Raw genomic sequence first — 6,602 nt, 5'->3', positions numbered from 1 at the left:
TCGATCATAAAACCTCAACAGACCCTAGTGGTATCCGCAGTGCTGCATATTGAAATAGCATGGGAAGTTGTCTTAAAACTGGTTCTATAGCGAACCATTATTTTAGAAATAATCGGGCTTTCACCCGATTGACTGCACGTAGGATTTATCCCAGACGCTCAATAATAGAGTTCAAGTAGCGCCGTACCACTTCCAGCTCTTTCTCTTTAAAGCCGCCTTCAAGAGCTTTGTTCATATGATTTAACAGGGGGCGTGCCTTCACGAGAACCTGTAGCCCGTCAACAGTAAGAAGCAGTCGTTGCCCGCGGCCATCCACTGGTGATGGTGTGCGTTTTATCAGCCCCAGTTTTTCCAGCCGGGTCGCCATGCCGCTGGTGGCAGCTTTCCCCAAACCCAGTGCCTTGCCCAGTTCTGCCTGAAGGCATCCGTTCCGTTGTTGTAAATGATACAGAGCTGCAGCCTGGGCCGACGTTACGCCGAGTTCAGCGAGGGTCTCACGGTCCATTTCCTTATAAAGCTTCTGCTGGGCTTGATTAAGCAAAAAGTATAATTTCTTTTCCATGGCTGGGATTTTGGTTTGCCTGCGAACTATGGTCAATAGCTTTTGTACGTATATAAAGCGGGGTTGATTGCCTGAATCCATGTGAAAAGTCGGCGCGTATAGAAGGGCAATACAGGCAAAAACAGATTCAGGAGTGAGTGATGAAAAAACTGTTCACCGCCGCTGTCGCAGCATCCACCATAGCTCTGTTGTCCAGCTTTGTTATCAGTGCGCCACTTGAGAAAAGCACTGCAGGCACACAGCATCCGTCTGGTTATACACAGGCTGAACTGAAAGAAAAACTGACACCTCTTCAGTACAAAGTCACTCAGGAAGAAGGCACAGAGCGGCCATTCTCCAACACATATTGGGATAACAAAGAAGCGGGCATCTATGTGGATATTGTATCTGGCGAACCGCTGTTCAGCTCTCTGGATAAATACAAATCCGGCACGGGCTGGCCAAGTTTTACCCGCCCTCTGGAGTCGGCCAATATCGTTGAACGGGAAGATAACACCTTCTTTATGAAGCGGGTGGAAGTTCGTTCGAAACATGCAGACTCACATCTTGGCCATGTATTCACAGATGGCCCCCAGCCAACGGGTTTGCGGTATTGTATGAACTCCGCTGCCATGCGCTTTATTCCTGTGGATAAACTGGAAGAAGAAGGTTATGGGCAGTATGTCAGCTACTTTGCAGATAAGTAAGTGGATGCTTACTCTGGTAGCAGTGTTAGAGGCTACCTAGACTTATCCACAACTTAACATTCCTGCTAATACATCCTGTAAAAGATCCTCTCAAACCGTTATTCTTTGGCTGTTAATAACTTGTATGTGGACAGTTTTCCATGAAGCCAGCGCTGGTTGATATTGGTGTAAATCTTGGTGATAAAGCCTTTGATAAAGACAGGGATGATGTAGTAGAACGGGCTCTGGAAACTGGCATCACAACCATGATTCTGACGGGAACAACTCTGGAAGAATCTCAGCACACCCTGAAGCTTGCCGAACAGTATCCTGATCATTGTTTCACCACGGCAGGCATTCACCCCCACTATGCGAAGGATGCTACTGAGCAGCACTTTACTGAGCTGGTGGATATGTACGAATCAGACAAAGTGGTAGCAGTAGGGGAGGCCGGTCTGGACTTTAACCGGGACTTTTCTCCGCGCCCGGTTCAGGAGCAGGTTTTTGAAAAACAGATTGAGCTGGCAATCGACAAAGGCTTACCTCTTTTCTGTCATGAGCGCGATGCGTCAAAACACTTTGCAGATATTGTGAAAGCTTACCGGGATGATATGAGCGATCTGGTTGTGCACTGTTTCACCGCCAATAAAGAAAGTCTTTATCGCTATCTTGATCTGGATTTACATATCGGTATCACCGGGTGGGTCTGTGACGAGCGCAGAGGTTTTCACCTGCACCCGCTGTTGAAAGATATTCCTGCGAATCGGCTAATGCTAGAAACCGACTGCCCCTACCTGCTACCACGCACTCTCAAACCAAAACCCAAGAGCCGACGCAACGAGCCAGCCTTTCTTGTGGAAGTGGTGAATACGATTGCTGAACAAACAGGAAAGAGTTTTGAGCAGGTTGCAGCGGAAACCACTGCAACCGCGAAAGCGTTTTTCAGGATTTGATTACCAACACCTCCTAAACCGGGTGCCCATTGCGAATAAGCTGCCAGCGAGCCTGCTGCTCCTGAATACTCTTCTTCAGTTCAATGTAACGAACATGGGCATCGGAATGTTCCCACTGCTGTTTCAACTCTTCGGCTTTTGCTTCCAGTTTTTGCTGGTGAAGGGCTGACCACTCCTTGAGTGCACTCAGCAGGGATTCATATTGTTCTTCCAGTTGCGCCAGTGCTTTCTTGCAGGTCAGCGTCTGGACTGCCCGCTTGAATTCCATATCCAGTCTGGCTTTCTGAATACGGAAGTCACTTACTCTTCTCAGGCCAGAGGCCAGACGCATTTTGGAGGCACTCCAGATCATCCACTTTGTGGGGTCGTAGTGCCACCAGCGTACCCCGTTGCGGTAATCACTCTGAAAAATATGGTGGAAGTTGTGATAACCCTCCCCCCAGGTGAACAGCGCCAGAACATCATTATCCCGGGCTGTGTTTCTGTCGGTGTAAGGGCGACGGCCCCAGATATGAGCCAGTGAGTTGATAAAGAAAGTGCTGTGGTGAGACATCACCAGACGAAGCACACCAACCAGCAAGAAGCTACCCAGAATATCCCCGTTCAGGTAACCCAGAAAAACCGGCAAACCAATATTCATCAAAAGAACCAGCGGGATGTAATACTTGTGCTGCCACATCACGATAGCATCTTGCTGAAGATCCTTGATGCCGGAAAAATCTCCCGACCTTTTATCATAATTGCGCAGCATCCATCCGATATGTGAGAACCAGAAGCCCCGTTTGGCGGAGTAAGGGTCGTCATCGTAATGGTCCACACTGGCATGATGACGACGATGACCAGAAGCCCAGTGCAGCACACTGTTCTGAATCGCCATGGCTCCCCAAAGGGCAAACCACAGCCGTAAACTCCAGTGGGCTTTATAGGCACGATGGGACCAGAGACGATGGTAGCCTGCAGTAATTGCTGTGCCGTTGAACATAAGCACCACAGCAAACATTACCCACTCAATAACCTCAAAGCCATGGGTAAAAGCATACCAAGGCACAAGGGTAACCGCTGCCAGAAACGTCAGGGAGAACAGCAGTGTGGTCACGGCAATCAGAGGTGGTTTCTGCATTCAGTTATTCTCTTATCATCTTATATAACTGCCATGGCACTTGTTATGCCAGATAGGCAGCTTCTTGTAGTACCTGTTGTTATGCTGGCTATTGTAAACAGCATTGAAGATAGTCTTTGTTTCAAATTGTCACAGAACATTTTAGCAGCCATTCGCTCCATAGTTTCAGCCCCCCGCACTATCCACAATGTTTGTCAGTGAATCTAACCGCTAGGATGAGTTGTATTTCTCAACTTATTTTTAACGTTGCCTGAGCAGGAGCCACCATGAGCACCCACCGCGTAAACGAGCTGATTGAACTTCTCCAGCCTGTCTGGACAAAAGAGAGCCACCTGAATCTGATGGAAATATTGGTAAAACTGGCGGAGGAAGCGGGCTTTGCGGGTGATATCGCGAGCCTGACAGATGACACCCTGATTTATCACCTGAAAATGCGCAACAGCTCCCAGGATGCCATGATTCCCGGTATCGCCAAGGATGTGGAAGCCGATTTTAAATCGGCCATTCTGAAAGCTCGCGGTATTCAGAGCGCTTAAGAGCTACTACGACCAGACAGCCTGTTGTATCCTACAGGGTTTACCGGCAACTCATCTGGCCCGCTTCACCCGCAGGGCCTCAAGGCATCTTGAGCAATGATGGAAGAGCATTACCACCCTCAGAAAATTGAGGATGAGGCCCAGAAGTACTGGGCAGAGAACGACAGCTTTGCTGTCACCGAGCAGGAAGGCAAAGAGAAATACTACTGCCTGTCCATGTTCCCTTACCCCAGCGGCAAGCTACATATGGGTCATGTGCGCAACTACACCATCGGTGATGTTGTGTCCCGCTACCAGCGCATGCAAGGCAAAAACGTGATGCAGCCTATGGGCTGGGATGCTTTCGGTCTGCCTGCGGAAAACGCAGCCATCAAGAACAAGACCGCCCCGGCACCGTGGACTTACCAGAACATCGACTACATGAAAGGCCAGCTGAAGAAGCTGGGCTTCGGTTACGACTGGAACCGTGAACTGGCCACCTGCACCCCTGAATACTACAAGTGGGAACAGTGGTTCTTCACCAGGCTGTACGAAAAAGGCCTCGTTTACAAAAAAGAGAGCGCCGTAAACTGGTGTCCGAACGACCAGACCGTACTGGCTAACGAACAGGTTGAAGACGGCAAGTGCTGGCGCTGCGATACCATCGTAGAGCGCAAGCAGCTGGCCCAGTGGTTTATCAAAATCACCGCCTATGCCGACGAGCTGCTGGCCGACCTCGACCAGCTGGACGAATGGCCAGAGCAGGTGAAGGCCATGCAGCGCAACTGGATTGGTCGCTCCGAAGGTGTGGAGATGGGTTTCCAGGTTGCTGGCTCTGATGAAGAGATTCGCATCTACACCACGCGCCCAGACACCCTGATGGGCGTGACCTACCTCGCAGTCGCCGCCGAGCACCCTCTGAGCAAAGCGGCAGCCGCCAACAACCCGGCTCTTGCCAAGTTCATTGAAGAGTGCAAGAGCAACACCACCTCCGAAGCTGATATGGCCACGATGGAGAAAAAAGGGGTTGATACCGGTGTGAAGGCTGTTCACCCCATTACCGGTGAAGAAGTACCTGTTTACGCAGCTAACTTTGTACTGATGGATTTCGGTACCGGCGCAGTGATGTCTGTTCCTGCCCACGACCAGCGCGACTACGAGTTCGCTAAAGTTTACGGCTTGTCCATCAAGCAGGTTATCGAAGCGGAAGGCGATCTGGCTGAAGCGGCGATCACCGAGAAAGGCATTCTGGTGAATTCCGGTGAGTTCGACGGTCTGGACTTCAAGGCTGCCTTTGACGCCATCGCCAACAAGCTGATTGCCGAAGGTAAAGGCGAGAAGCAGGTAAACTACCGTCTGCGTGACTGGGGTGTGTCCCGCCAGCGTTACTGGGGTGCTCCCATCCCCATCCGCTATCTGGAAGACGGCACTGAAGTGACCGTACCTCTGGAAGACCTGCCCGTGCGTCTGCCGGAAGATGTGGAACTGGATGGCATTCAGTCTCCCATCAAGGCCGACACAGAATGGTGCAAGGTGACTCACAACGGTCAACCTGCCACTCAGGAAACCGATACCTTCGACACCTTTATGGAGTCCAGCTGGTACTACGCGCGCTACTGCTCACCGCAGTCCGACGACCAGATGCTTGACCCGAAAGCCGCCAACTACTGGCTGCCTGTGGATCAGTACATCGGTGGTATCGAGCACGCGGTTATGCACCTGCTCTACTCCCGCTTCTTCCACAAACTGCTCCGTGATGCAGGCCTGGTCGACAGCGACGAGCCGTTCAAGAAGCTGCTGTGTCAGGGCATGGTACTGGCTGACATCAACTACACCCTCGATGAAAAAGGCGTAAAACACTACGTTGCGCCGGGTGATGTTGAGAAGCGTGTTGTTGATGATAAGGAAGAGTGGTTCCTGAAAGATTCCGATACCCCTGTCGTACATCAGGGCATGGGCAAAATGTCCAAGTCCAAGAACAACGGTATCGACCCTCAGGACCTGATCGACCAGTACGGTGCCGATACCGTGCGTTTGTACACCATGTTCGCTTCTCCACCTACACAGACTCTGGAATGGTCTGAGTCCGGTGTGGAAGGTGCGAACCGCTTCCTGCGTCGTTTCTGGAAAATGGTGGCTACCCACGTTGAAGCGGGCAAAGTGACCGCTCTGGACGTGGGCGCGCTGAACGATGGCCAGAAGACCTTGCGCCGCAAGACCCACGAAACCATTGCCAAGGTTTCCGAAGATTGCGATAAGCGTCTGACCTTCAATACCGCAATTGCTGCGATCATGGAACTGACTAACGCTATTGGCAAGTTCAAGGACGATAGCGAGCAGGGCAAGGCGGTTATCCGCGAAGCGCTGGAAGCTACTACTCTGCTGCTGGCCCCTATCGTTCCTCACATCGGTCACACCATCTGGAATCAGCTGGGTCACGCAGAGCCTGTGGTGAATGCACCATGGCCGAAGGTTGATGCCAACGCGCTGAAGAAAGACGCCATTACTCTGGTTGTTCAGGTAAATGGCAAGGTGCGCGCCAAGCTGGAAGTGCCTGCGGATGCCTCCAAAGATCAGATGGAAGAACTGGCCAGAGCTGACGAGAACGTGCAGAAGTTCACCGATGGCAAGACCATCCGTAAAGTGATTGTTGTGCCTGGAAAGCTGGTGAACATTGTTGCCAACTAACAGTACTCGCTGACAATACGGTTGTAACACTACAACGCCGGTGCCATGCCGGCGTTGTTCCTTGAAAATCGAAAAAATCCACTCGCCATCATTATGCGA

6 protein-coding genes are annotated in these 6,602 nt (G+C 51.2%); 4 read left to right on the top strand and 2 right to left on the bottom strand.

Features of this window, described 5'->3' with window-relative positions; all coding sequences use genetic code 11:
* Nucleotides 1-145: 145 nt before the first annotated feature.
* Nucleotides 146-562 (bottom strand): MarR family winged helix-turn-helix transcriptional regulator, encoded by a 417-nt coding sequence (locus E1189_RS03620; protein WP_196221161.1) that lies wholly within the window; start codon nucleotides 560-562, stop codon nucleotides 146-148.
* A gap of 140 nt (nucleotides 563-702) precedes the next feature.
* Between E1189_RS03620 and msrB the strand changes: the two genes are divergently transcribed.
* On the top strand, nucleotides 703-1,248 hold the full coding sequence (gene msrB / locus E1189_RS03615; RefSeq protein WP_155158706.1) for a peptide-methionine (R)-S-oxide reductase MsrB: 546 nt from the start codon (nucleotides 703-705) through the stop codon (nucleotides 1,246-1,248).
* Between the two features lie 140 nt (nucleotides 1,249-1,388).
* Nucleotides 1,389-2,180 carry a TatD family hydrolase gene (locus E1189_RS03610; RefSeq protein ID WP_155158705.1) on the top strand — a complete coding sequence of 264 codons (792 nt, stop codon included), beginning with the start codon at nucleotides 1,389-1,391 and terminating at the stop codon, nucleotides 2,178-2,180.
* 13 nt (nucleotides 2,181-2,193) lie between these two features.
* On the opposite strand, the gene E1189_RS03605 is transcribed toward E1189_RS03610, so the two are convergent.
* A complete protein-coding gene (locus E1189_RS03605) occupies nucleotides 2,194-3,300 on the bottom strand; it encodes a fatty acid desaturase (protein WP_155158703.1) in 1,107 nt (368 codons plus the stop codon).
* Between the two features lie 266 nt (nucleotides 3,301-3,566).
* On the opposite strand from E1189_RS03605, the gene E1189_RS03600 reads away from it, so the two are divergent.
* A complete protein-coding gene (locus E1189_RS03600) occupies nucleotides 3,567-3,836 on the top strand; it encodes a YihD family protein (RefSeq protein ID WP_155158701.1) in 270 nt (89 codons plus the stop codon).
* Nucleotides 3,837-3,935: 99 nt separating this feature from the next.
* Nucleotides 3,936-6,503, top strand: coding sequence for a leucine--tRNA ligase (leuS, locus tag E1189_RS03595; protein ID WP_155158708.1), 2,568 nt, complete (start codon nucleotides 3,936-3,938; stop codon nucleotides 6,501-6,503).
* Nucleotides 6,504-6,602: the final 99 nt, after the last annotated feature.

The sequence above is a fragment of the Parendozoicomonas verongulae genome (assembly GCF_009711465.1).
Taxonomy (GTDB): domain Bacteria; phylum Pseudomonadota; class Gammaproteobacteria; order Pseudomonadales; family Endozoicomonadaceae; genus Sansalvadorimonas; species Sansalvadorimonas verongulae.
This window is presented reverse-complemented; position numbering and strand designations above follow the sequence as displayed.

Bases quoted from the DNA above. Each gene is read 5' to 3' on its own strand.
- E1189_RS03600 (WP_155158701.1), top strand. From the start codon at position 3,567: ATGAGCACCCACCGCGTAAACGAGCTGATTGAACTTCTCCAGCCTGTC.
- E1189_RS03610 (WP_155158705.1), top strand. From the start codon at position 1,389: ATGAAGCCAGCGCTGGTTGATATTGGTGTAAATCTTGGTGATAAAGCC.
- leuS (WP_155158708.1), top strand. From the start codon at position 3,936: ATGGAAGAGCATTACCACCCTCAGAAAATTGAGGATGAGGCCCAGAAG.
- E1189_RS03620 (WP_196221161.1), bottom strand. From the start codon at position 562: ATGGAAAAGAAATTATACTTTTTGCTTAATCAAGCCCAGCAGAAGCTT.
- msrB (WP_155158706.1), top strand. From the start codon at position 703: ATGAAAAAACTGTTCACCGCCGCTGTCGCAGCATCCACCATAGCTCTG.
- E1189_RS03605 (WP_155158703.1), bottom strand. From the start codon at position 3,300: ATGCAGAAACCACCTCTGATTGCCGTGACCACACTGCTGTTCTCCCTG.